The 23,163-nt window shown below is 53.3% G+C and carries 22 protein-coding genes and 2 pseudogenes; 15 read left to right on the forward strand and 9 right to left on the reverse strand.

Annotation, left to right across the window (positions count from 1 at the left end):
• Positions 1-93 precede the first annotated feature (93 nt).
• Both EZJ17_RS05100 and nth read left to right on the forward strand, forming a co-directional pair.
• The gene (locus EZJ17_RS05100; protein ID WP_067438843.1) at positions 94-2,337 is read left to right on the forward strand and encodes a LysM peptidoglycan-binding domain-containing protein; all 2,244 of its coding nucleotides are present in this window, start codon (positions 94-96) and stop codon (positions 2,335-2,337) included.
• A gap of 101 nt (positions 2,338-2,438) precedes the next feature.
• On the forward strand, positions 2,439-3,071 hold the full coding sequence (gene nth / locus EZJ17_RS05105; RefSeq protein ID WP_067438840.1) for an endonuclease III: 633 nt from the start codon (positions 2,439-2,441) through the stop codon (positions 3,069-3,071).
• 149 nt (positions 3,072-3,220) lie between these two features.
• On the opposite strand, the gene EZJ17_RS05110 is transcribed toward nth, so the two are convergent.
• Positions 3,221-4,108 (reverse strand): VirK/YbjX family protein, encoded by an 888-nt coding sequence (locus tag EZJ17_RS05110; protein WP_067444840.1) that lies wholly within the window; start codon positions 4,106-4,108, stop codon positions 3,221-3,223.
• A 207-nt stretch (positions 4,109-4,315) separates the two neighbouring features.
• On the opposite strand from EZJ17_RS05110, the gene tadA reads away from it, so the two are divergent.
• Positions 4,316-5,095, forward strand: coding sequence for a tRNA adenosine(34) deaminase TadA (tadA, locus tag EZJ17_RS05115; RefSeq protein WP_082888195.1), 780 nt, complete (start codon positions 4,316-4,318; stop codon positions 5,093-5,095).
• Positions 5,096-5,465: 370 nt separating this feature from the next.
• Here the strand turns inward: tadA and EZJ17_RS05120 are convergent.
• The 7 genes and pseudogenes from EZJ17_RS05120 to clpX all read right to left on the reverse strand — a co-directional run bounded on the left by EZJ17_RS05120 (position 5,466) and on the right by clpX (position 11,927).
• Positions 5,466-6,002: pseudogene (locus EZJ17_RS05120) on the reverse strand (sulfite exporter TauE/SafE family protein).
• Between the two features lie 176 nt (positions 6,003-6,178).
• Positions 6,179-6,814, reverse strand: coding sequence for a uracil phosphoribosyltransferase (upp, locus tag EZJ17_RS05125; RefSeq protein WP_067438834.1), 636 nt, complete (start codon positions 6,812-6,814; stop codon positions 6,179-6,181).
• 206 nt (positions 6,815-7,020) lie between these two features.
• The gene (locus tag EZJ17_RS05130; protein WP_197478849.1) at positions 7,021-8,091 is read right to left on the reverse strand and encodes a zinc-dependent alcohol dehydrogenase family protein; all 1,071 of its coding nucleotides are present in this window, start codon (positions 8,089-8,091) and stop codon (positions 7,021-7,023) included.
• Positions 8,092-8,533: 442 nt separating this feature from the next.
• Positions 8,534-9,388: a translation elongation factor Ts gene (gene tsf / locus EZJ17_RS05135; protein WP_067444843.1), complete on the reverse strand. Its 855-nt coding sequence runs from the start codon at positions 9,386-9,388 to the stop codon at positions 8,534-8,536.
• Positions 9,389-9,518: 130 nt separating this feature from the next.
• Positions 9,519-10,262, reverse strand: coding sequence for a 30S ribosomal protein S2 (gene rpsB / locus EZJ17_RS05140; protein ID WP_064104859.1), 744 nt, complete (start codon positions 10,260-10,262; stop codon positions 9,519-9,521).
• A gap of 144 nt (positions 10,263-10,406) precedes the next feature.
• Positions 10,407-10,611: pseudogene (locus EZJ17_RS05145) on the reverse strand (hypothetical protein).
• Between the two features lie 65 nt (positions 10,612-10,676).
• Entirely contained in the window at positions 10,677-11,927 is a 1,251-nt protein-coding gene (gene clpX / locus EZJ17_RS05150; RefSeq protein WP_067444845.1) for an ATP-dependent Clp protease ATP-binding subunit ClpX, read from the reverse strand.
• A 304-nt stretch (positions 11,928-12,231) separates the two neighbouring features.
• Between clpX and EZJ17_RS05155 the strand changes: the two genes are divergently transcribed.
• Positions 12,232-13,176: a serine hydrolase gene (locus EZJ17_RS05155; RefSeq protein ID WP_067438821.1), complete on the forward strand. Its 945-nt coding sequence runs from the start codon at positions 12,232-12,234 to the stop codon at positions 13,174-13,176.
• A 165-nt stretch (positions 13,177-13,341) separates the two neighbouring features.
• On the opposite strand, the gene bioH is transcribed toward EZJ17_RS05155, so the two are convergent.
• Positions 13,342-14,088 (reverse strand): pimeloyl-ACP methyl ester esterase BioH, encoded by a 747-nt coding sequence (gene bioH / locus EZJ17_RS05160; protein ID WP_151086255.1) that lies wholly within the window; start codon positions 14,086-14,088, stop codon positions 13,342-13,344.
• On the opposite strand from bioH, the gene EZJ17_RS05165 reads away from it, so the two are divergent.
• The 11 genes from EZJ17_RS05165 to EZJ17_RS05215 all read left to right on the forward strand — a co-directional run bounded on the left by EZJ17_RS05165 (position 14,089) and on the right by EZJ17_RS05215 (position 23,106).
• The gene (locus EZJ17_RS05165) at positions 14,089-14,844 is read left to right on the forward strand and encodes a ComFC family protein (protein ID WP_167508172.1); all 756 of its coding nucleotides are present in this window, start codon (positions 14,089-14,091) and stop codon (positions 14,842-14,844) included.
• Positions 14,845-14,954: 110 nt separating this feature from the next.
• Entirely contained in the window at positions 14,955-15,419 is a 465-nt protein-coding gene (gene trmL, locus EZJ17_RS05170; protein WP_067439677.1) for a tRNA (uridine(34)/cytosine(34)/5-carboxymethylaminomethyluridine(34)-2'-O)-methyltransferase TrmL, read from the forward strand.
• A gap of 39 nt (positions 15,420-15,458) precedes the next feature.
• Positions 15,459-16,265, forward strand: coding sequence for a septal ring lytic transglycosylase RlpA family protein (locus tag EZJ17_RS05175; RefSeq protein WP_082886416.1), 807 nt, complete (start codon positions 15,459-15,461; stop codon positions 16,263-16,265).
• A gap of 187 nt (positions 16,266-16,452) precedes the next feature.
• Positions 16,453-16,725, forward strand: a complete 273-nt coding sequence (locus EZJ17_RS05180; RefSeq protein ID WP_023886569.1) for a type B 50S ribosomal protein L31 — start codon at positions 16,453-16,455, stop codon at positions 16,723-16,725.
• Between the two features lies 1 nt (position 16,726).
• On the forward strand, positions 16,727-16,852 hold the full coding sequence (gene ykgO, locus EZJ17_RS05185) for a type B 50S ribosomal protein L36 (RefSeq protein WP_003822751.1): 126 nt from the start codon (positions 16,727-16,729) through the stop codon (positions 16,850-16,852).
• A gap of 325 nt (positions 16,853-17,177) precedes the next feature.
• On the forward strand, positions 17,178-17,891 hold the full coding sequence (locus tag EZJ17_RS05190) for a DUF502 domain-containing protein (protein ID WP_067438814.1): 714 nt from the start codon (positions 17,178-17,180) through the stop codon (positions 17,889-17,891).
• 21 nt (positions 17,892-17,912) lie between these two features.
• Positions 17,913-18,812, forward strand: coding sequence for a DUF6685 family protein (locus EZJ17_RS05195; protein ID WP_067438811.1), 900 nt, complete (start codon positions 17,913-17,915; stop codon positions 18,810-18,812).
• Positions 18,813-18,846: 34 nt separating this feature from the next.
• Entirely contained in the window at positions 18,847-20,655 is a 1,809-nt protein-coding gene (gene aspS / locus EZJ17_RS05200; RefSeq protein WP_067444846.1) for an aspartate--tRNA ligase, read from the forward strand.
• 226 nt (positions 20,656-20,881) lie between these two features.
• Complete coding sequence (gene nrdR, locus EZJ17_RS05205; protein ID WP_035580086.1) at positions 20,882-21,343, forward strand: transcriptional regulator NrdR; 462 nt, start codon at positions 20,882-20,884, stop codon at positions 21,341-21,343.
• 105 nt (positions 21,344-21,448) lie between these two features.
• Entirely contained in the window at positions 21,449-22,045 is a 597-nt protein-coding gene (locus EZJ17_RS05210) for a hypothetical protein (RefSeq protein ID WP_067438806.1), read from the forward strand.
• Positions 22,046-22,347: 302 nt separating this feature from the next.
• Positions 22,348-23,106, forward strand: coding sequence for a TatD family hydrolase (locus EZJ17_RS05215; RefSeq protein WP_067438803.1), 759 nt, complete (start codon positions 22,348-22,350; stop codon positions 23,104-23,106).
• Positions 23,107-23,163 lie beyond the last annotated feature (57 nt).

Here is a 23,163-nt window from a genome sequence, read left to right on the forward strand (position 1 = left end):
GCTGCGGCTTGACACGGCTTCCACCTAGCCCTTAATATCCAAAAAATTTTTAGCTAATCATAACGTTAAACCAAACGGACTCATTCCTCTGCCATGAGTAAATTCAAATTTCTTTCCCTAGCCATTTTAAGCCTGGGAATTCCAGCTTCTGCCCTCGCCCAAAACTATACACCGGAGCAGATTGCCGCCTCCATCACCAACCTCAACGCTGCCATTCTGCGTAATCCCAGCCAAGCCCGCCACAATAATCTGTGGAGCCGTATGCGGCAAGACTTCCGCATGAGCGAAGTCAATCCCGAAATCGTGCGCCGCCACGAAACCTACTTCAGCACCCGCAGTGCCTATTTCAACCGCACCGTGGAGCGCAGCCGCCCCTATCTTTACCACATTCTCTCCGAAGTGGAAAAGCGCAACATGCCCTCCGAAATCGCTCTGTTGCCGTTTATTGAGAGCGCATTCGTTACCAAAGCCCGTTCTCACGTGGGAGCCTCCGGCCTGTGGCAGTTTATGCCCGCTACCGGCCGCCACTACGGCTTGGCGCAAAACAATATTTACGACGGCCGCCACGACATCTACGCCTCCACCAACGCAGCACTGAACTATCTGCAATATCTGCATAATATGTTTGGCGACTGGTCGCTCGCGCTGGCTGCCTACAACTGGGGCGAAGGCAACGTGAGCCGCGCCGTAAACCGCGCCCGCAGCCAGGGGCTCGAGCCGGTGTATGAAAACCTCAATATGCCCAACGAAACGCGCAATTACGTGCCCAAGCTTCTGGCCGTGCGCAACCTCGTGAGCAACCCGCAAGTATTCGGCTTAAATCTTTCCAACATCGAAAACAAGCCCTATTTCGAAGCCATCAGCATCGATAGCCCGATAGATATCAACGCCATCACCCGTCTGGCCAACATCAGCCAAGCCGAATTCGAAGCGCTCAACCCCAGCTTCAAAGTGCCCGTGTTCCTGCCCGAAAACGGTCAGCGCAAACTGCTCTTGCCCGTAGGCGCAGTCAATGCTTTTGAGCGCAACCTGCGCAGTGCCCCCAAAGAATCCCTGCTCTCCTACGACATCCTGCACTCTGACGGTGCCACCACCCTCAGCGACATCGCCGACCGCAACGGCGTAAGCGTGGCCGACCTGCGCCGCACCAACGGCCTCAGCAGCAACACCATCCGTGCCGGTTTGCCTATTCTCGTGGCCAAAAACAGCCTGAACAACAGCCAGCTTGGCCGCGGCGTGCAGATGCTTGCCGACAACAAACCCGCCGGCGGCGACCCACTGGGCAACCTCATCCGTCGCAACAGCCAGAACGTAGCTGAACGCAACAGCATCGTGGCCGCTGCCAAACCGGCTGCCCAGCCTGTAACACCGCCCATCCCTGTTCAGGTAGCCTCACTCCAACCGGCCAACCCGCCCGAACCCGTCCATGCCCCCGTGCAGCAGGCGCAAAACCCAACTGCCCCTGCTACTTTTACCGCATTGGCTTCCAACGGCACCCGTTCCACCGAACCCGCACCCCGCGTGAACAGCTCGCCCGATATTCAGGTAGCCCCAGCTCAAACGGTTGTCCAAACAGCTGCCCAATCCGTAGACCAACCCGCCACGCCCAACAACATCCACAACCCAAACGACAGGCTACCTGAAACCGTTGAACTTGCCGACAACAGCAATCCCCAGCCCGACCCGTTGATGTCCTTGGCCGGCAACAGCAGCGCAGATAATACCAAGCCTGCCAATGAACCCGGCAGCAGCAGCGCCGCAGCCGCCGTGCGTGCTTCCTTAGCACAAACCGAAGCCCAGGAAACTCGCCGCCAAGCCCAAGCTGAGGTTCGCCGCGCCAACAATGCCGGCTTCGGCCAGCTGGCCGCCAACACCGGCAACAACCAACGCCGCGCTGCCCGACAAGAACAGCAGGCCAACCGCCGTGGCGCACAAACCGTAACCCACAAAGTGCGGGCCGGCGAATCACTGTATTCCATTGCCCGCCGCTACAACGTGAACGTGGCCGACCTCAGCCGCGTCAACAACCTGCACGGCAACAATATCCGCCCCGGCCAAGTATTGCATGTGAGCGCCAGCAGTAATCATCAGGCCGCTAACCGCTATGCCGACAACAAATCTAGCAGCCGCAACGACCGTAACAGCCGCACCGGCAACGATCGCAATGGCAGAAACAGCCGCCAGCAAACCATGTCCCACATCGTGCGCAGCGGCGATACCCTGCAATCCATCGCCCGCCGCTACAACACCTCCGTGGCCGACATCAAACGTAGCAACAACCTGAGCAACAGCGTGTTGCACCCCGGCCAAAAACTACGCGTGAGCAGCGGCACTTAACTTCTACGAAGAGCGCAACATTTTTCAGGTAGCCTCGATTAAGGCTACCTGAAAATATTTATATAGATTATCTAAATAGTTACCAACATCATCCATCAAACATGAATCTGCAAAAACGCCGCGAAATCTTCCAACGCCTGCACGACGCCAACCCCAACCCCACCACCGAGCTGGTGTTTCACAGCCCCTTTGAGCTGCTCATCGCCGTACTGCTTTCCGCCCAAGCCACCGACAAAGGCGTGAACAAAGCCACCGCCAAGCTTTTCCCCGTGGCCAACACCCCGCAGGCCATCCTTGATTTGGGCCTGGAAAAGCTGATGGAATACACCCGTACCATCGGCCTCTACCAAACCAAATCCAAACACATTATGCAAACCTGTCGCCTGCTCCTGGAAAAACATGGCGGCGAAGTGCCGGATACCCGCGAAGCGCTTGAAGCGCTGCCCGGCGTCGGCCGCAAAACCGCCAATGTCGTGCTCAACACCGCCTTCGGCCAACCGACCATGGCCGTGGACACCCATATTTTCCGCGTAGCCAACCGCATGAATCTCGCGCCAGGCAAAAACGTGCGCGAAGTGGAAGACAAACTCATGCGCTTCGTGCCCAAAGAATTCCTGCTCAATGCCCACCATTGGCTTATCCTACACGGCCGCTACACCTGCAAAGCGCAAAAGCCCCTGTGCCACGAATGTATCGTGTATGATTTGTGCGAATACAAAGGCAAAACGGTTTAAACCAATAAAACTCAGCCCTGTATGTTCATGGCCATGAGAGGCTACCTGAACATACAGGGCTTGGTTTTAGAGCGGATAGGTTTCAGGTAGCCTCCACTCGGTTGGAAGGCTACCTGAAACACAGTGGGCACGCTGTTGCCGCCTAGCAATCAACTTTCCGAACGAAAGAGGCGACGGATATCCTGCTCCAGCGTATCCAGCATTTCATAGCGTTTGCGGTACATAGAGCGTTTTTTGCTTTGCACTTCTTCCAGCGGCGTGCGCTCAATTTGAGTGGGCAGCCGCCAATAGCCGTTGGCATCGAGGCTGCCTTGGTTTTCCTGCCAGAAGGCATCGTAGTTGAACAGCAGGCGGCTGGAGTCATTCCAGCGGAATTTGGCCTGGCTTTTGTGTGGAATGCCGTAGAGCTCGCAGCCGAGTTCGGCAGCCATCAGCTTGAATACGTTCACCATCATAAACATCGGCCGCACGCCGTGCAGTTGCTTGGTGGTGTGGCGGATGAGCTCGGGGGCATCGCTGCTGTGCGGCCCTTGGATGGAGGTAATCAGCAGGCCGTTGGGCGCGATAAAGCTGAACACGGCATCGTAAATGCGGCTGCGCTCGGTGCTTTGCAGGCTCACTAAAAAGAAACCTTCCAACGGGTCTTTATGGTTGATATTCAAACTGATGGAGAGCTCGGGCGCGGGATGGTTGAGCACGACGGTGCGCTGTGTTACCAACTCTTGCCACTTGGCAGCGGAAGGTTTGCTTTGCGCCAAAGTGAAGTTGTTAATTACGGCCTGCAATCGCGCATCTTTGCCGAATCGGTTGTCGGCATAAGTATCCAGCACGGCGCGGGCGGCATAGGGATTGTGTTGGAAAATCGGTGCCCACATCGGATGCTGGTTGATGAAGGCGGTAAACTCTTCGCATTGCCGCCGCGCCAGTAGGCGTTGGATTTGGTCGCGCAGATACACCACCGCATATTTGCGAATGCCCCGTTCGCGCAAATTGGGATACTGTTCGTCGAAAGTGGGAAAGTGAAATAAATCAGACATAAGCATCCATATTATGTCAAACGGCGCTGGGCCGTTTGCGTAAAAAACAAAGCGATGCCGGGCAAAAACCGACCATCGAAAAGCGGTCAATCCTACCCGATTTGCCAACAGCCTTGCAAGGCTTGCCGCTGGGAATGAAGGCTACATGAAACCCTACTCTACCCTTTCAGGTAGCCTCAGTCTTGCTTCAAGCACAGCCACGCAATTATGATGCTGCCCATTCAGCCATTATTACCGTCCATTATGCACGCCACCCCGCTCACCACACCCCCGCTTGCCCCAAAAACCCGACAAGCGCTGCTTGAATTGGGCATAGCCGACACCGCCGATCTGCAACGCATTACGCCTGCCACCGCTTTCCTGCTGCTCAAAGCCAGCGGCCTCACCGTTACTGAATCCACGCTGTGGCAATTGGTATTGCTGGCCGAAGGGCGAGAAGGCTACCTGAACGAAACCGAACAAGCCGAATGGCGCGCCAAACTGCGTGCCCACCGCCCGGTTGCCCTGTTTCCGCCGCGAGAAGAAAGTGAACGCTGGATGCGGCAGGCTTTGCAATTAGCCGGGCAGGCCTTGGCCGCAGGCGAAGTGCCGGTGGGCGCGGTGGTGGTGCACCAGGGCGAAATCATCGGTCGCGGCGCCAATGCCTGCGTGGCCGAACACAGCGTGTGCTGCCATGCCGAAATCGCCGCGCTCACTGAAGCCGGCCGCCGGTTGGGCAACTACCGGCTGGACGGCTGCGATTTATACGTTACCCTCGAACCGTGCAGCATGTGCGCCGGCGCCATCATGCAATCGCGTATCCGCCGCCTGATTTACGCTGCTGCCGAGCCGAAAACCGGCGCTGCCGGCAGCATGCTCGACCTGTTTGCCAACAAACAGCTCAACCCACACACCGCCGTGCAAGGCGGCGTGTTAGCAGAGGAAAGTACGAGGCTGCTGCAACGTTTTTTTCAGGAGCGGCGGCAAAGATATAGTGGATTAAAATAGGAATGAATGGCACAAAGCGACGAGCCGCAGACAGCACAGGTAGTACAGCTAGGCGAGCTAACGCTTATTTTAATTCACTATAAATGCTAATTTGATATAAGCCCCAGCCTGCCGGCTACCTGAAAAGCAGTAGGCGGATAGCTTTCAGGTAGCCTTTAGTTGTACTTCGGCAGCTAGAGGCCTGACTTGAAATAAAACAGCCGGATAACCGTTCCCCCGATGTTGGAGAATTGCAGTTATACGGCTGTTGTTTCACCGTAATCGTTTCATACAGGAATGGAACAAAGCGGCGGGTCGAGGCCGCATTATTCCATTTGGAGCGACTATGTTTTCAGGTAGCCTACAGCCACCCAGCCACTCCATGCCACAACTACCATGCCACCCACAGGCTGACGCTCAACCCGGCCGCCAGCCTGAAACGCAGATGTTGCCGCAGACTCTTGAGCTGGTTGGCAAACAGCCTTATCACCAGCAAGTTCGGCCACGCCCAAGCCTAAGGCCAGCACCATCAGTGCACCATCCTCCGCTTTGCCGCTGCCCAGCACATACAGCGAAGCGCTGTATACCATGCCGTATGGCAGCCAACCCACAGCAGGCCAACGCCGAAGCAGGCAAGGGGTATTTTGGATGGGCAAGAGGCGGGTTAGAGCGGATTGAGCCGCCACACCAGCTGCCCGAGCTTTTCCACCTGCGCGACATAGGCGTTGAACCCGGCCAGGTACAGGCCGATAAAGGTGTAGCTGCCGATACGGCCGAGGTTCATCAGCACAATCAGTTTCACGCACCCCACCTGCGGCGGCAGCTGCAAAGCAAAGACAGTGCTCAAACCGCCACACATACCGGCGCAACGGCCGCCACCGAGAAAGCCGGTGGCGACAAAGGAGAGGAGTGTGAGGGTAGAGACCATGGCGTTGTTTTCAGGTATAGCTCAAGCGCTGATTTCTGCCTACAGCTCGTTGCCTGCTGAAGGGGAATAATTGCTTTGACTATAGCCGTTCGGTGGAAGCTGCCAAACGGCAATTCAAGCTACCTAAAAATGATTTCACAATTTTCAGGTAGCCTGTTGGCGAATGCATCGGGCAATCAAGCTGATTGCTTGGTACCGAAAATCTTGTCGCCGGCATCGCCCAAGCCAGGGATGATGTAGCCGTTTTCGTTGAGGTGGCTGTCGAGCGCGGCAGTGTAGATTTTCACGTCGGGGTGCTTGTCGTTCACCAGCTTCACGCCTTCCGGTGCGGCCACCAGCACCAAGGCAGTAATGTTGCGGCAGCCTTTTTTCTTCAGCAAATCAATGGTGGCCACCATCGAGCCGCCGGTGGCGAGCATCGGGTCGAGAATCATGGCCGGGCGTTTGTCCATTTTGCTCACCAATTTCTCGAAATAGGAAACCGGTTGCAGGGTTTCTTCGTCGCGCTGCAGGCCGACCACGCTGATCTTGGCAGTGGGCAACAGATCTAGCACGCCATCGAGCATACCCAAACCAGCACGCAAAATCGGCACCACGGTTACGGTTTTGCCTTTAATCTGCTGGCCTTCGATGCGGCCACACCAACCTTCGATGGCCAGCGGCTCGATTTCCAGATGGCGGCTGGCTTCGTAGGCCATCAGGCGGGCCAGCTCTTTTACCAAAGTACGGAATTGGTAGGTATTGCAGTTGGCTTTACGCATCAGGGTGATTTTGTGCTTGATCAGCGGATGATCGATAACGGTTAAGTTCATGGCTATGGTTTCCTTCATTTGATTTGGCGGGACGTATTTTAGCTTAACAGGCGGGCGGGAAAAAGCGGGGAGTATAATTTCTTCCTACAGCATTGGCTCGCCTGGTATTACATGCTGCTGACAGGGTGCATCCCCGCTTGAGCACAGCAAAAGGCTACCTGAAAATTTTCAGGTAGCCTCTTTATCATTTCAGTAAGCGAACCAGCTTACACTTCAATGATGACTTTCATGGCTTTGGTGTCGGCAGCGTGTGTGAACACGTCGTAGGCCTTTTCCATTTCGCTGAATTTGAAGCGGTGGGTGGCCAGTTTTTCCATCGGCAGCTTGCTGGATTCACAAGCTTTCAGCAGCATGCCGGTGGTATTGGCATTTACCAGGCCGGTGGTAACGGTGATGTTCTTAATCCACAGTTTGGCCAAATCGAACTCCACGGATTTACCGTGTACGCCCACGTTGGCCACATGGCCGCCTTCTTTCACCACTTTCTGGCAGATATCCCAAGTGGCAGGATAACCTACTGCTTCCATAGCGCAATCCACACCGCGGCCGCCGGTGATTTCCAAAATCTTGGCCACAGCGTCTTCTTTGTTAGGATTAATGGTGTGGGTGGCGCCCATTTCTTTGGCCATGGCCAGGCGGTTTTCGTCCATATCCACCACGATGATGGTGGCCGGAGAGTAGAACTGGGCAGTCAGCAGGCAGCCCATGCCCACGGGGCCGGCGCCAACGATGGCAATGGCGTCACCAGGTTTTACTTGGCCGTACTGCACGCCGATTTCATGGCCGGTGGGCAGTGCATCGGAGAGGAATACGGCCACATCGGTATTGAGGGTTTCGGGCAGGTGGTAGAGTGAATTGTCGGCAAACGGAGTACGCACGTATTCTGCCTGGGTGCCGTCGATCATGTAGCCCATAATCCAGCCGCCCTCTTTGCGGCAGTGGGCGTAGAGCTGTTTCTGACAGTTGTCGCAAATACCGCAGCGGCTCACGCAGGATACGATAACTTTATCGCCCTTTTTGAAGTCTTTAACGGCAGAGCCCACTTCTTCCACCACGCCGATGGCTTCGTGGCCGAGGATACGGCCTTCCCATTTGCCGGTTTTTTCGCGGGCAACAGCTTCGATTTCCGGGTTTTTACCTTTCATGATACCTAAATCCGTACCGCAAATGGTGGTTTTGGTAACGCGAATGATAGCATCAGTAGGATCAATGATAGTGGGAACCGGGCGATCTTCGAAGCGGACATCGTTTTCGCCGTAATAGGTCATGGCCTTCATGGTCTTGCTCATTAGACTCTCCTAATGTGTTTACCGATAAATAATCAGTTGTTGGGAAAGAATCCAGGGAATTCCGGATAGTCCATTATAATCTTTAATTCTTCCCTAATGGTCAAATTTTCCATTTAAAAAATTAGAGTTATATTATAACAATATCAGTTTGTGGAAATATTGTGTAAATAATAAGATAAGTTTCTATTTTAGAAGCGTTTACCGACAGCACAGATTAATCGAACTCTCGCTATGACGGTAGCCTATATTACCGTATTATCTTTTATTGTTATGGCTCACTGTTTGTATGGCTGCAACCATAGCTCTGTAAGCAGTGAATTGCTTTAGCTATAACATTAAAAGACTACCTGAAAACCCAATACTTGCCTCTCACAAAATACAAAACAGCCTCTATTCCAACTGAACGGAGGCTGTTTCTATACAAACAAAATTACACTTTAGCAGCCGCAGCCACTTCAGCAGCGTAATCTACTTCTTTTTTCTCGATGCCGTCTCCCACTTTGAAGCGGACGAAGTTCACGATCTCAGTACCCCGTTGTTTCAGGAACTGCTCAACAGTTTGATCAGGGTTCATCACGAAGGGTTGACCCAGCAGCGTTACTTCAGCCAAGAATTTCTTCACGCGGCCTTCCACCATTTTGGCGGCGATTTCGGCGGGCTTGCCGGAAGCAATCGCCTGCTCGGTGTAGATGTGACGCTCTTTAGCCACCACTTCGGGATCAACCTGCTCGGCAGAAATGCATTGTGGCTTAGAAGCCACGATGTGCATGCCAACGTGGCGGGCAGTGGTCTCATCGCCTTTGTACTCCACCAGCACGCCTTCAGTGGCGGCAGCACCATGGATGTAGGTGGTGAGGCTGTTGGCAGCTTCGATGATTTCAAAGCGGCGTACAGAAATGTTTTCGCCCAATTTGGCAATCACGGCTTTGCGCTCGCCTTCCACCAATTCGGCCAGGGCTTCAACAGTGGCCGGTTTTTTCTCAGCAGCAGTTTTGGCTACGGATTGGGCAAAGGCGATGAAGCCGGTGTCTTTGGCCACGAAGTCGGTTTCGCAGTTCACTTCCACCAAAGCGCCAACTTTGCCTTCAATAGCATAAGCCAACACGCCTTCAGCAGCGGTACGGCCGGCCAGCTTGCTGGCTTTAGCGCCGGATTTAATACGCAGGATTTCTTCAGCTTTGGCCATGTCGCCATCGGCTTCCACCAGGGCTTTTTTGCATTCCATCATGCCCAAGCCAGTGGCGGCACGCAGATCAGCAACCATTTTTGCGGTAATTGCAGACATTATTTACTCCTGTTTTATTGAGAAACGCGGCCGGATGCCGCGCTTTGGATAAATTGAAGGCTACCTGAAAGGCCGGATTGGGCGTCCGCTTGTTGAAGCGGTGTGTTCAGGTAGCCTCATGCGGATCGGCTTAGGCAGATTCAGCTTCGTCGGCAGCAGCCTGCTGTGCGGCGGCTACGGTTTCAGCCAAGGCCTGGTTTTTACCTTCCAATACGGCATCAGCGATACCGCGGCAGTACAGACGGATGGCTTTGGCGGAGTCGTCGTTACCAGGGATAACGTGTTTCACGCCTTCCGGATCGTTATTGGTATCCACCACGCCGATTACCGGAATACCCAGTTTGCCGGCTTCGGTCAGCGTACCTTTTTGGTAGCCGGTATCAATCACGAAAATGGCGTCGGGCAGGCCTTTCATGTTTTTAATGCCGCCGAGTGAACGTTCCAGCTTTTCCACTTCGCGTTGAATGGTGAGTAGTTCTTTTTTGTTGTAACCGCTGGCTTCAGCATTTTCCAAAATGGCAGCTTTTTCTTCCAAGCGTTTGATAGACTGCTTAACGGTTTTGTAGTTGGTCAGCATACCGCCCAACCAGCGGTGATCCACATAGGGCATACCGGCACGGGTGGCTTCTTCACGCACGATATCACGGGCTTGGCGCTTGGTGCCGACAAACAGAATGGTGCCTTTGTTAGCAGCCAAACGGCGAACGGCGTCTTGCGCTTCCTGGAACAGGGGCAGGGTTTTTTCCAAGTTTACGATATGGATTTTGTTGCGGGCGCCGAAAATGTATTGTTCCATTTTCGGGTTCCAGTAACGGGTCTGATGACCGAAGTGAACACCTGCTTCCAACATCTGGCGCATAGTAATCTGAGACATTTATTTTCCTTACAAAGGGTTATAGCAAACATCAATGCACACAGAATCTCAAAACCGAGACACCCTTTGGTGCAAGATGCGAGCGTTAAGATAAAAAAGAAACAGCTTTCAAAACGAAAGCTGCGGGATTATAGGAGAAAAGTGTTATTTTGGCAAGGCTTCCCTACCCTGCTTTTCTTCCTGTTTGAGGCGTTTGTTGCGCAAACGGATATAAACCACCCAAAACGCAAACAACGTGGGCAATATCGTCCACACCACCAAATAAATCAGCATCCGCGCCAACGATGGCTGAGCGAGGGCAAACACCAGGGTAACAAAAAATATAGCCGATAAAAACAATGCGCCACATGGTGTCTTTCTGATAGGACTACCTGAAAACAGGATTGATATTTTCAGGTAGCCTCATGCCTACTGCTACGGTAGCTGATATTCCTGCCCGTCTGCAGTAAGAAGTTTGGGCTGGCAGTTATCGTTAATCACTGTTTCGTCAATCACTACTGTTTTCACCTGTTCTTTGATATCTGGCAGGCGGAACATGGTTTCCAACAGAGCGTGCTCCACAATCGAACGCAGGCCGCGCGCGCCAGTTTTGCGCTGCATAGCAAGTTTGGCGATACTGCACAGAGCAGACGGCTGCACCTTCAGCTCCACCCCCTCCATTTCAAACAGCGTTTGATATTGTTTCACCAAGGCATTTTTCGGTTCTGTCAGAATGCTGATAAGTGCTTCTTCATCCAACTCAGCCAGTGTGGCAATCACCGGCAAACGGCCAATCAGCTCAGGAATCAGGCCAAATTTAATCAAATCCTCCGGTTCAACAATTTCAAACAGTTCAGTAACGTCGGCATCTTCATCTTTGCTGTGCACCGAAGCGCCGAAGCCGATACCGCCCTTTTCCGTACGCTGGCGAATAACCTTTTCCAAGCCGGCAAACGCGCCGCCGCAGATGAACAGGATATTGGTGGTATCCACCTGAATAAAATCCTGATTCGGGTGCTTGCGTCCACCCTGCGGCGGCACGGACGCCACCGTGCCTTCAATCAGTTTCAACAAAGCCTGTTGCACACCCTCGCCGGATACATCGCGGGTAATCGATGGATTGTCGCTCTTGCGCGATATTTTGTCGATTTCGTCAATATAGACAATACCTTTCTGCGCCTTCTCCACATTAAAATCGCAATTACCCAAGAGCTTGGTAATAATCTGCTCCACGTCCTCGCCCACATAACCGGCTTCGGTAAGCGTGGTGGCATCGGCCATGACAAACGGCACGTCCAAACGCCGTGCCAAGCTTTGCGCCAGCAAAGTTTTACCTGAGCCGGTGGGGCCGATGAGCAAAATGTTGGATTTGGCCAACTCTACATTATCGCCCTCTTTCGGATGCCGCAGGCGTTTATAGTGGTTGTACACCGCTACCGCCAGCACCTTTTTGGCCTGTTCCTGGCCGATAACGTGCTGGTTCAAATTGCTGACAATTTCAGCCGGCGTGGGCAACCTGTCTTCGCCGGAGTGCGTTTCGCCATCCGCTGTACCCTCGCTGTGGATCATGTGGCTGCAGGTGTCGATACACTCGTTGCAAATCAATGCATTATCGCCTTCAATCAGGTTTTTTATTTCGTTTTCCGATTTGCCGCAGAAAGAACAGTATCGGGTTTCGTTGCTCATTTGGTGTGATTCCGCAATGTAATATGTTGTGCCGTAAGAAGATGGCGAAATGCGAAAGTATATAGGGGAATCCTGCGCACATCAACGCAGACACTGCCGCCATCAGTGCTATATCCCTATTATTATCTTCATAGCAAAACCTGCCCTTTACAAAAATTCTTTTACACTATCTAGGGTTTACAAACTTGTATTTTTTATCCACAATGAGCAGGTTTTTATTTTTACCGTTAAAACAGATATTTGCCTGCTGCAACAGTAAACCGCCTGATGGCATTGGAACACAACAGACTGATAGGTAACAAAATTGTTTGCAATTAAAAAGACTTGGCTGATTTTGGCCACCGGATTGAGCCTGGCCTTGGCCAGCCTGCCCGCCGCCGCGCAAGACGACATCGATGTGCTTGGCCAGTTCCTTGAACAAAACCTGCCCGTGCAAGACGACCCGCTTGGCACTTTCCTCAGCAGCCGTCCGGCTGAACGGGTGGAAGCCCAGGCTGCCGTAGCCGGGCCGCTGCTCACTTCGCAATCTGCACTGATTATGAATGGCCGCAGCGGCGAGATTCTGTATCAAAAAGGTATCGACCAAGTTCGCCCCATCGCTTCCATTTCCAAGCTGATGGCTGCTATGGTGGTGCTGGACGCCCGCCAGAACATGAATGAAACCCTGGAAATTACCGAAGCCGAAATCGACCGCCTCAAAGGCACCGGTAGCCGTCTTTCTGTGGGCACCACCCTCACCCGCCGCGAAATGCTGCACCTGGGTCTGATGAGCAGCGAAAACCGCGCCATCCACGCTCTTGCCCGCAACTATCCCGGCGGCCTGCCTGCCTTCATGAGCGCCATGAACCGCAAAGCGCAGAGCCTCGGCATGCAGCAAACCCGTTTCTACGACCCCACCGGCCTTGATTTCCGCAATGTATCCACTGCGCGTGATTTAAGCCTGATGGTGCGTGCTGCCCACGAATACCCGCTGATTCGCCAATTCTCCACTTCCAATTCCGGCTCCGCCCAAACCAGCAACGGCCGAGTGCAGCAATACCGCAACTCCAACGCCTTGGTGCGCGAAGGTACTTGGAATATCTCTTTACAGAAAACCGGCTACATCCGCGAAAGCGGCCGCTCCATGGTGCTGTATGCCAACGTACAGCGCCAGCCGCTGATTATCGTGCTGCTCAATTCCCCCTCGCCCACCACCCGCGTAAACGATGCGCGTGCGATTCAAAACTGGGTGAACGGCCGCGAAATTTAAGCCTAATCGGCTTTTTGCATACGCAATATAAAGGCTACCTGAAAATAGATACTTTACTTTTTCAGGTAGCCTGTGGTGTATGATGGGGTTCAGGCAGCCTGATTTGAGGCTGCCTGAAAACGTACGCTTTAACGAAATTAAAATAGTTTATTATTTTTCAGCCAGCTATGCTTTTTCAGGCAGCCCGATGAACGCGCGGTAGGCGGCAGAAAATCCATCAGCATGGCTCAAAAACGGGATGTGCGCGGCCTTATCAATCAGCAGCAGGCGGCCGTTTGGTAGGTGGCGGTACAGGTATTCGCCCATACGTGGCGGGGTGATGCCGTCTTTGCCGCCGAACACGAGCAACACAGGGCACTGCACCTGCGGTAGCAACGCGCGGGCATCGGTGCGCAGCACGGCATCCAGCGCGGCTTGCAGGCCGGGCGGCACGCCGTGGCGGATGATCTCCGGCAACACTTCATCAGCAAGGTGGGTGCGTTCGGGGATGTGCAAAAATTGCAGCTGCAAAAACTGGCGCATATATTTGGCAAAATCTTGGACAAACAGCGGTATCATCTTGCCCAGAGCAGGTTTGGCCAAACCCTCGGGATAATCCGGCGTGGCGGTGAGGCGAGCGAAACTGGCGGTGAGGCACAGGCTGCGCACTTTTTCGGGATGACGCGCAGCCATATGCAGCGCCACCAGCCCGCCGAGCGACCAGCCGAGCAGGTGTGTAGGCTCGTTTAACTGTGCCGCCAGCGAGTCGGCCACCACGGCCACATCGAACGTGCCGTCAAATCCAGCCGTACCGTGGCCGGGCAAATCGGGCGCGGCAACGCGGCATTCGGGCAGGCCGACAGCCAGCAGGTCGAAAATATGGTGGTTGGCCGCCCAACCGTGCAACAGCATAACATTTACGGAATCAGACATATGGCACTTTCAACTTGGTTAGTTGGGCAGTGGCAGCGTTTTAGCTCCGCAGAACCTCGCTTCGCTCGTTTTAAGGCAGCCTCCAGCCAGGGCAAACGCTGCGTATTATGCCATGAATTATCCGGCAGCCAGGCATTGTGCGGCGGCTGCACGGCGGATTTGCACTGTCTGCGGCCGGATGCGCGCCGCCGCTGCCCATTGTGTGCCGGCATTTCTGCTTCCGGCCTACCATGCGGCCACTGCCAACGCAAACCGCCGCCGCAAACCCTGCTCCATGCCGCCTTCGCCTACCGGCCGCCGCTGAGCAATCTGCTGTACGCCTACAAATTCCTCGGCCGCAACGATTTATATGCCGCCTTAGCCGAGCTGATGCTGGCCGAGCCGCCCGTGTGGCCGACTCCGCCGGATTTAGTGGTGGCTGTGCCATTGAGTGTGCGGCGGCTGCACAAGCGCGGTTTCAACCAAAGCCTGCTTCTGGCCGAGGCCATAGCCAAGCACCTGAATCTGCCGTTATTACCGCCATTTGCAGTAACCCGCTCCCACCGACCGGCACAAAGCACCCTGCCCCGAAATGAGCGTGCCAAAAACGTGTGCGGCATTTTTCAGGTAGCCTCAGCAGCGGATGTAAAGAACCGTCATGTGCTGTTAATCGACGATGTTGTTACCAGCGGTGCAACAATTGGCGAACTTGCCCGAACTTTACAGCGGGCGGGGGCTGCAGCGGTTTATGGTTGGGTGTTCGCCCGCGCCGAATGAAAAGATAATTGACGTAGTTACCCTGCTGCGGCATCATGCCGCGCATCGTCCTAACGGCTGGTTTGTTGCAAATCAGCCTTATTTGTTTGAATTTCGCTGCATATCGCTTCATGTTCAGCATTGTTTTATACCAACCCGAAATCCCGCCCAACACCGGCAACATCATCCGTCTGTGCGCTAACAGCGGCGCTGATTTGCATTTGGTGAAGCCGCTGGGTTTCCCGTTGGATTCAGCCAAAATGAAGCGTGCCGGGCTCGATTATCACGAATTTGCCCGTATCAGCCTGCACGAAACCTTTGAAGATTGCCTTGCCGCCTTGGAAGGGCGCCGTATATTCGCGCTCACCACCAAAGGCCGCACCCGCCCCGACCAAGCTGAATTCCGGCCGGACGATGTTTTCTTGTTTGGCCCAGAAACCCGCGGTTTGCCGGCAGCAATCCTCGAAAGGCTACCTGAAAACCAAAAATTGCGCCTGCCCATGCTACCCGGCAGCCGCAGCATGAACCTTTCCAACACGGTGGCCGTAATGCTGTATGAAGCATGGCGGCAAAATGGCTACCGAGGCGGTATCTAACCGCCAACAACCCCATCCACTCAAGAAACGGAGTCTATTTTGGCTAAATTGAAAAATGCCTTCTTTATCGGCATCACTGCCGCTATCGGTCTGTGTACCGCCCTAATTAACACCGCCGCTGCCGAACCCAAAGCCGCAACGGCCAAGCCCGCCGCCCGGCAGCATTACCACAGCCGCGGCAGCATTCATTTAAACGCCGTCGCCAAACCCGAACGGCTTCACCAATCCGCCAACCGCAGCTACCAAGTACGCGGTGTGCGCTATACCCCGATGACCAATGTGCGCCAATTCACTCAAACCGGTCGCGCATCCTGGTATGGCCGCCAATTCCACGGCCGCCTTACTGCTTCCGGCGAGCGCTACGACATGAACCTCATGACCGCCGCCCACAAAACCCTGCCCATCCCCAGCTATGCCCGCGTAACCAATCTTTCCAACGGCAAAAGCGTGGTGGTGCGCATTAACGACCGTGGCCCCTTCCACAGCAGCCGCGTAATCGACGTATCCCAATCTGCCGCCCGCCAGCTCGGCTTCATCAATGCCGGCACCGCCAACGTGCGCATCGAACAAATCCTGCCCAGCCAGGCACGCGCCGAGGCCGAAACCCAGCAGCCCGCTGCCAAACCAGCCGGCAATATTTATGTGGACTTGCGCCACTTCAACCAGCGCAAAGCCGCCCATGACTACGTAGTACAAACCACCACCCGCCTGCGCCACGCCAACAATACCAGCCAACAGGTATTCATGGTGCCGCAGCGCAACGGCGGCTTCCTCGTCCGCATGGGACCATTCACCCACCAAGACAAGGCCGATCAAACCAAGGCTGTGGTTACTACCGAACTATAAGCGCCAACTATCGGCAAACAGGCTACCTGAAAACGCAGCGCAGCGAAGTTTCTGCGAAGCTAAACTTTCAGGTAGCCTGTTTCTTATCCGCCACTGCTCAAAATAGCCTAATCAAGAACAATTCTTGTCTTGCCAAACCATCCGGCTTATGATTAAATGTTATGATATAACATTTGAAAGGCTGTTTATGAAACCAAATATCCACCCCGAAAACTACCGCACTGTTCTGTTCTTTGACAGCAGTGCCAACGAAGGCTGGCTCATCCGCTCCTGTGCCCCCACCAACAACACCATGCAATGGAAAGACGGCAAAGAATACCCCGTATTTATGCTCGATACCTCTGCCGCCTCCCACCCCGTTTATACCGGCCAGCAACGCGAGCACAGCAAACAAGGTCGCGCCAGCGCATTCAACCAACGTTACGGCAGCATGATGTCTGCCCTGAAAAAGGATAACTGAAATGCAAGTCCTCTCCTCCCTCAAAACCGCCAAAACCCGCCATCGCGACTGCCAAGTGGTGCGCCGTCGGGGCAAAGTGTACGTGATCTGCAAAAGCAATCCCCGCTTCAAGGCTCGGCAGCGTTAAACCAGATCTCGACTAAACAATAGGCTACCTGAAAGCCATTTCCGCGAAGCCAACACCTCTTTCGACAACGCCCATTTTCCGATTCCGATTCAACACGCATAGACCGTTGTCGAATCTAAGGTTTCTTGCAAACCCGGCGTTGGCTTCGCGGAAATGGCTTTCAGGTAGCCTTTCTGTTTTCACTGTAAAACACAATCATGCCGTGGCATCAAACCAGCCCCTATCCCGTCAATAAATTCAATCCCCTTCCCGCAAAGCCCTCGTTTATTCCACCGCAAACGCGTATAATGCGCCACTTTTACTAAGTCATTCCTACGGGATAGACATGAGCGAGCAAACATCGTCAGAAAGCAGCGGCATCGGCAAAGCCATCAAGCGCTACCTGATTACCGGCCTCCTGGTCTGGCTGCCCATCACCATCACCCTGTGGGTGGTCACCTACATCGTTTCCACCACCGACCACCTCTTCAACCTGCTGCCCACCCAATGGCAGCCGGAGAGCTACCTCGGCTTCAACATCCCCGGCCTCGGCTTCATCCTAGCCATCGTTGTGTTGTTTGTAACCGGTGTGCTCGGCGCCAACGTGCTCGGGCGCAAAGTGATTGAAGGCTGGGATTCACTCCTGGGTCGGATCCCTGTGGTGAAATCCATCTATTCCAGCGTGAAAAAAGTGTCCGAGAGCCTGCTCTCCGACAACAGCCGCTCGTTCAAAACCCCCGTGCTCGTGCCCTTCCCGCAGCCCGATATTTGGACGATTGCCTTCGTATCCGGCAGCCTTTCCGAAGCATTGCAACAAGGGCTACCTGAAAACGAAGAATACCTCTCCGTATACGTGCCCACCACACCCAATCCCACCGGCGGCTACTACATCTTCGTGCGCAAACAAGACGTCCGCCCCTTGGCCATGAGCGTGGACGAAGCGTTGAAATATGTGATTTCGTTGGGCATGGTTGCCCCAGATAAAATATTATCTAAGGTATTACCTGAGGCGATAGCTACAAATGACATAGATCTTTTGAAACATAAGAATCGATTATAATTAATAAGTATAAATAATATTATGCTACACATAGTTCAATATAAATTATTTGACTTATATCTTAAAAAAGAATTTTTTCGTTTCAATAAAGAAAACCCTCCTTTTGAAACAAATCTGAATAATTACATACCTAATAATATTGATTTAAGTAGTGTAATACGCTGGCACGACTGGAGTGATCACAGTTTTAAATTCATTTCTAATTATGGGAAAGCTACTGGTTTTTCATTTAAGGATAAAAAATATCAATTATGCAAATTATCATTAAAAGAATTTAGCCTTCTTGTAGAAAAAAAGATAATAGATAATTGGCAATGTGAAATTCAAGTTGTACAAGGATTAGCCGCCTCAAAATCCAAATTATCAGAATTTTCCAATCTAGATGAAATGGTTGAAAAGAATTCAAGAGAACTAATTTATCCAATCAGCTTGGAAACATTAGAAAAAAACTTATCCCATAGAGAATCTAATATTTTTCATGAAGACCCTACCGATTATTTTACAATTTACCAATGGAATAAGAAGCTATTCTTAATAAATTCCGGGGGTTCCCATCACTTCGCAGCAGCACGTTATCTTGCCAGACGCCTAAACAAGAAGATAACTTTATCAGGTAAACTATACTATTATAAATTTAATCAAAATATAATTAATTTACTTGAAAATAAATTTGATATATTTATTCTATCTTGGCCAAATATTGAACTTAGTAATCTGCATAAATTTCTAAAAAAACTGAGAATTGAATACTTCATTAGATATATGCCACAACCAATTACGGATAAGTTCTTACTTTTATTGTTACCTAAAAATACTAAAAATACCAAAATAGCAGAATTATTAAGAGGAAATAACTACTTAGATTTCACTGCATATATTAAAAATTTAGCTAAATATCATAACCCTATATATCATCAATAACCCTACAACCCAATGTTATAAAAGGAATAAATTTATGCGTACCAACTACTGCGGCTTAATCAGCGAGCAATACTTAGACCAAACCGTAACCGTCAAAGGCTGGGTGCACCGCCGGCGCGACCACGGCGGCGTGATTTTTATCGATCTGCGCGACCGCGAAGGCATCGTCCAAGTCGTCATCGATCCCGACACGCCCGAAGCGTTCAAGCTGGCCGATTCCGCCCGCAACGAATACGTTTTGAGCATCACCGGCCGCGTGCGCAACCGCCCCGAAGGCACCACCAACGACAAAATGGTGTCCGGCAAAATCGAGATTTTGGCCAAAGAAATCGAAATCTTGAACCCCGCCGCCACGCCGCCGTTCATGATTGACGACGAAAACATCAGCGAAACCGTACGCCTGCAAAACCGCGTCATCGACCTGCGCCGCCCCGTAATGCAGCGTAACCTGCGCCTGCGCTATCAGGTAGCCATGGGCGTGCGCCGCTATTTGGATGCACAAGGTTTCATCGACATCGAAACGCCGATGCTGACCCGCTCTACCCCCGAAGGCGCACGCGATTACCTCGTTCCGAGCCGTGTGCATCCGGGCGAATTCTTCGCGCTGCCGCAATCGCCGCAGTTGTTCAAACAACTGCTGATGGTGGCCGGTTTCGACCGCTACTACCAAATCACCAAATGCTTCCGCGACGAAGATTTGCGTGCCGACAGGCAGCCTGAATTCACCCAAATCGACTTGGAAACCTCGTTCCTGAACGAGGATGAAATCATGGACATCACCGAAGGCATGGCCAAACAGGTGTTCAAAGACGTGCTGGGCGTAGATTTGGGCAAATTCCCCCGCATGCCCTATTCCGAAGCCATGTTCTACTACGGCTCCGACAAACCCGATATGCGCATCAGCCTGAAATTCACCGAGCTGACCGATTTGATGAAAACGGAAGAGTTCAAAGTGTTCCGTGGCGCAGCCGATATGAAAGGCGGCCGCGTAGTTGCCCTGCGCGTGCCCAACGGCGCGAAACTCAGCCGCAAGGAAATCGACGAATACACCCAATTTGTCGGCATCTACGGCGCGAAAGGCTTGGCCTACATCAAAGTGAACGATGTAAGCAATTTGAGCAACGGCGAAAACAGCGGTTTGCAGTCGCCCATCGTCAAATTCTTGTCTGAAAGCAGCCTGCAGGAAATCATCCAACGCACCGGCGCGCAAAACGGCGACATCATCTTCTTCGGCGCGGACAAAGCCAAAGTGGTGAACGAAGCCATCGGCGCATTGCGGATTAAAATCGGCAAAGAACACGGCGCAGACAACGGCTACTTCGTAGACGAATGGAGACCGCTGTGGGTGGTGGATTTTCCCATGTTCGAATACGACGAGGAAAACGACCGCTGGGCCGCTATGCACCATCCGTTCACCTCGCCCAAACCCGGCCATGAAGACCTGATGGAATCTGATCCTGAAAACTGCTTGGCCCGCGCCTACGATATGGTGCTCAACGGCTGGGAAATCGGTGGTGGTTCGATCCGTATCCACCGCGCCGACATTCAGGAAAAAGTGTTTGCCGCACTGAAAATCACGCCTGAAGAGCAGCAAAACAAATTCGGCTTCCTGCTGGACAACCTGAAATTCGGTGCGCCGCCGCACGGCGGTTTGGCATTCGGCCTCGACCGTTTGGTGGCCTTGATGGCTCAAGCCGAATCCATCCGCGATGTGATTGCCTTCCCGAAAACACAACGCGCGCAAGACCTGCTGGTGGACGCCCCCAACCATGTGGACGAGCTCCAACTGCGCGAACTGCACCTGCGCCTGCGTCAAAAGCAAACCAAGCAGAAAGAAGCGTAAACAGCCAAACACACAGCCTGAAAACACCGCAGTTTTCAGGCTGAATTTTATTCTGGCTATAGTGCTTGCCGCTGCAGTTTTGGGACGGGATAGCCAAAGCAATTATGGCTGCATACGAAACAAACCAACACTGCAGGAAAAAATTAGTACTTTGGCTATGGCCTTCGGTTAGAGTACAATACCAACAGCAAACTACTGTTATATAAAATATTAAACCACCCCACTTATGAAATGCCCCTTCTGTCACCATAACAACACCCAAGTAATCGACTCCCGCCTGCTGGAAGAGCAAAACAGCATTCGCCGCCGCCGCCGCTGCGCTGCCTGCGATCGCCGCTTCAGCACCTACGAAACCGTAGAGCTGCGGATGCCGCAGATTATCAAGAACAACGGCGAGCGCGTTATGTTCGATCCGCTCAAACTGCAAACCAGCCTGCAACGCGCCCTGCACAAACGCCCTATTTCTGCCGAAGCCATCGAACACACCGTGCACGAAATCGAAGAGTGCCTGTATAAAACCGGCAGCAAAGAAGTGCCCTCCCGCCTGATTGGCGAATTAGTGATGGAACGGCTTGCCAAGCTCGACCAAGTGGCCTATGTGCGCTTTGCCTCCGTGTATAAAAGCTTTAAAGACGTGGCCGAATTTACCCGCACCGTGGCCGGGCTGGAACGCACCGACCATTCCTAGCCTCATCCCCGCAATGCTGCGCAAAATCCTGCAAACCCGCTGCGCCATACAGCCCGTTTTGCTATACTGCGCCCCGTTTACGTTTACTGACTCCAAGGAAAACCCATGAATCACTCCTGCACATCCCTGCTTCTGCTTGCCCTTTCAGGTAGCCTCTTGTTAGCCGGCTGCAACCAACAGGCTGAAACCTCCGTGGTTGCCCCCAGCGCCAGCGAAGTAGCTGCTGCTTCAGCAACTGCTGCCGCATCTGCCGCCGCACAAAATCCCAGCCAAACCCTGGCTACTGAAGACGGCGTTATCAGCCTCACCGTAAACGGCCATTTTGAAGACAAATCAGCCGAAGCCGCCCAATATGTCGACGGCGCTGACAGCAATAAAATCAGCCTGCTGCAATACGATGCCGACCAAGACATCGCCGTCACCATCAGCAACTTCGGCGCCCCCAAACAGCCGGCCGAAGCCTACTTCGCCAAACTGAGCGAAAGCCTGAAAGCCGACCAAAGCCTGAATGACACCGTCGTGGATACGCCTGCCGACCAGCGCATGGGCTACCGCTTCAGCCACGGCCAAGACGATAACGCGCTCAACGAAAGCTGCGTGACCGTGTATGCCAAAAACCTCTACACCGTCTGCGCCACCAGCAGCACTGCCTCCCTCCCCGAGCTGGATGCCCTGCTGAAAAACCTCACCGTGAAACAATAAGCCATACCCAATCCGCCAACCTGCTCAAGTTTGGCGGATTTGCTTCTCCTGCATGGCAAGTTTTCAGGTAGCCCTCGCAAGCGTGAAGGCTACCTGAAAATTCATCCCCAACAGATTGAAAACGGGCTCATGCAGCTTGCTACGCAGCCAGCATCCAGCCAGCCATTTGCAGCATGGCATAGTTGATGATGCCTGCTTAATCTATGTGCTTGAGGCTACCTGAAAACCTAAACCGATTTTCAGGTAACCTCTTCATTCCACAAACTGCGCTATACTGCCGTACCTGTTTTCTGTTTCCCACCATGCTCACCGACACCCACTGCCACCTCGCCGACTCCGCGCTTGCCGGCCGGCTACCTGAAATCACCGCTGCTGCCCAAGCCGCAGGGGTGCGGCGTTTTATTGTGCCAGCGGTAACCGAAGCGGATTTCGATGCCGTCTGCCAGCTGCATGCCCCGCCAACATATTATGGCGCGCTTGGCCTGCACCCGTGGTTTGCCGAAAGCTTCCAGCCCGGCTTAATCAGCCGCATCGCCGAATGCCTGCAAGCACAGCCGGGGCTGCTGGTGGGCGAAATCGGGCTGGATTATTACGGTGATCGCAAGCACACCCGTGCCGCGCAAACTGCCACCCTGCTCGCCCAGCTCGACTTAGCACAGCAATTTAGCCGCCCCGTGCTGCTACACCATGTACGCGCGGCTGCCGATGTGGTTGCTGCGCTTAAGCACAGCGGTTTCCGCAGCGGCGGCATTGCCCATGCGTTTTCAGGTAGCCTCGAAGAAGCCCGTGCCTTTATCCATTGCGGCCTGCTTCTCGGCATCGGCACACTGGTGCTCAACCCGAATGCCCGCAAAGTGTGTACCGCTGCCGCAGCGCTACCGCTGGAACACTTGGTGCTGGAAACCGATAGCCCGTTTATGCAAATAGCTAGTGCAGGAGAAAACACGCCCGCCAATGTGTGGCAGGTGGCAGAAACCGTAGCAGCCTTACGCGGCATCAGCACCCAAGAGGTAGCTGCAGCCACCGAGCAAAATGTGAACCGTCTGCTGTCTTTCTCTTAAGTTCAGATGACCGAAATCTCAAGCATCCAAACTTAGAAAATTGATTTGAATAATTGG

Source organism: Eikenella exigua, assembly GCF_008805035.1.
GTDB classification, from domain to species: domain Bacteria; phylum Pseudomonadota; class Gammaproteobacteria; order Burkholderiales; family Neisseriaceae; genus Eikenella; species Eikenella exigua.

Excerpts from the sequence above, each read along its gene's own strand:
- EZJ17_RS05100 (WP_067438843.1), top strand. The coding sequence starts at position 94 with ATGAGTAAATTCAAATTTCTTTCCCTAGCCATTTTAAGCCTGGGAATT.
- nth (WP_067438840.1), top strand. The coding sequence starts at position 2,439 with ATGAATCTGCAAAAACGCCGCGAAATCTTCCAACGCCTGCACGACGCC.
- EZJ17_RS05110 (WP_067444840.1), bottom strand. The coding sequence starts at position 4,108 with ATGTCTGATTTATTTCACTTTCCCACTTTCGACGAACAGTATCCCAAT.
- tadA (WP_082888195.1), top strand. The coding sequence starts at position 4,316 with ATGATGCTGCCCATTCAGCCATTATTACCGTCCATTATGCACGCCACC.
- upp (WP_067438834.1), bottom strand. The coding sequence starts at position 6,814 with ATGAACTTAACCGTTATCGATCATCCGCTGATCAAGCACAAAATCACC.
- EZJ17_RS05130 (WP_197478849.1), bottom strand. The coding sequence starts at position 8,091 with ATGAAGGCCATGACCTATTACGGCGAAAACGATGTCCGCTTCGAAGAT.
- tsf (WP_067444843.1), bottom strand. The coding sequence starts at position 9,388 with ATGTCTGCAATTACCGCAAAAATGGTTGCTGATCTGCGTGCCGCCACT.
- rpsB (WP_064104859.1), bottom strand. The coding sequence starts at position 10,262 with ATGTCTCAGATTACTATGCGCCAGATGTTGGAAGCAGGTGTTCACTTC.
- clpX (WP_067444845.1), bottom strand. The coding sequence starts at position 11,927 with ATGAGCAACGAAACCCGATACTGTTCTTTCTGCGGCAAATCGGAAAAC.
- bioH (WP_151086255.1), bottom strand. The coding sequence starts at position 14,088 with ATGTCTGATTCCGTAAATGTTATGCTGTTGCACGGTTGGGCGGCCAAC.
- EZJ17_RS05165 (WP_167508172.1), top strand. The coding sequence starts at position 14,089 with ATGGCACTTTCAACTTGGTTAGTTGGGCAGTGGCAGCGTTTTAGCTCC.
- trmL (WP_067439677.1), top strand. The coding sequence starts at position 14,955 with ATGTTCAGCATTGTTTTATACCAACCCGAAATCCCGCCCAACACCGGC.
- EZJ17_RS05180 (WP_023886569.1), top strand. The coding sequence starts at position 16,453 with ATGAAACCAAATATCCACCCCGAAAACTACCGCACTGTTCTGTTCTTT.
- ykgO (WP_003822751.1), top strand. The coding sequence starts at position 16,727 with ATGCAAGTCCTCTCCTCCCTCAAAACCGCCAAAACCCGCCATCGCGAC.
- EZJ17_RS05190 (WP_067438814.1), top strand. The coding sequence starts at position 17,178 with ATGAGCGAGCAAACATCGTCAGAAAGCAGCGGCATCGGCAAAGCCATC.
- EZJ17_RS05195 (WP_067438811.1), top strand. The coding sequence starts at position 17,913 with ATGCTACACATAGTTCAATATAAATTATTTGACTTATATCTTAAAAAA.
- aspS (WP_067444846.1), top strand. The coding sequence starts at position 18,847 with ATGCGTACCAACTACTGCGGCTTAATCAGCGAGCAATACTTAGACCAA.
- nrdR (WP_035580086.1), top strand. The coding sequence starts at position 20,882 with ATGAAATGCCCCTTCTGTCACCATAACAACACCCAAGTAATCGACTCC.
- EZJ17_RS05210 (WP_067438806.1), top strand. The coding sequence starts at position 21,449 with ATGAATCACTCCTGCACATCCCTGCTTCTGCTTGCCCTTTCAGGTAGC.
- EZJ17_RS05215 (WP_067438803.1), top strand. The coding sequence starts at position 22,348 with ATGCTCACCGACACCCACTGCCACCTCGCCGACTCCGCGCTTGCCGGC.